The 696-nt window shown below is 37.5% G+C and carries 1 pseudogene; it reads left to right on the top strand.

Annotation, left to right across the window (positions count from 1 at the left end):
• Positions 1–175: 175 nt before the first annotated feature.
• A pseudogene (locus OIZ54_RS20255) lies at positions 176–696 on the top strand (transposase); the annotation flags it as partial.

Below are 696 nucleotides of genomic sequence, written 5' to 3'. Positions count from 1 at the left end.
ATAATTAGATTAGTGATTGTTTTTTGATTAAAAAACATGCAGTATAATTGTACCTAATTAGACCCCTACTTTTTCAGTATAAATATAGAATAAACTAGACACCCATCCTAATTTTTGCAGTTTGGCTAACTAAGTACTAGGCTTTTGTAAGTGTAAAAAACAAGCAGGGTGTCTTATGGCAATCGCAAGAAAGCGTCAAGTAAGTTTGGTTGATACAAAATATTACCACTGTATCTCGCGTTGTGTTCGGCGTGCCTTTTTATGTGGTGAAGACCGTTTTACTGGTCAATCCTACGAGCATCGACGAGGGTGGGTTGAAGATAAGCTGCTTGAATTAGCCAAGATATTTTGTATTAATGTGTGTGCTTATGCTGTTATGAGTAACCACACGCACTTAGTGTTGTATGTTGATGATAAGAAAGCAAATAGGCTGAATGACAAAGCGATTGTCATTCGCTGGCATAAGCTCTGTAAAGGCACGTTACTCACGCAAAAATATATACAGGGCGAAAAGCTAAGTAAAATAGAACTCATATTTTTTAATCAAACAGTAAAGGAATATCGAGAGCGCCTATCAAGTATTAGCTGGTTTATGCGGATGTTAAATGAATACATTGCGCGCAGGGCAAATAAAGAAGATAACTGCACTGGCAGGTTTTGGGAGGGACGTTTTAGTTCGCAAGCGTTATTAGATGA

It is taken from the genome of Pseudoalteromonas sp. A3 (assembly GCF_025942345.1).
In the GTDB taxonomy this organism is placed as follows: Bacteria; Pseudomonadota; Gammaproteobacteria; order Enterobacterales; family Alteromonadaceae; genus Pseudoalteromonas; species Pseudoalteromonas atlantica.
This window is presented reverse-complemented; position numbering and strand designations above follow the sequence as displayed.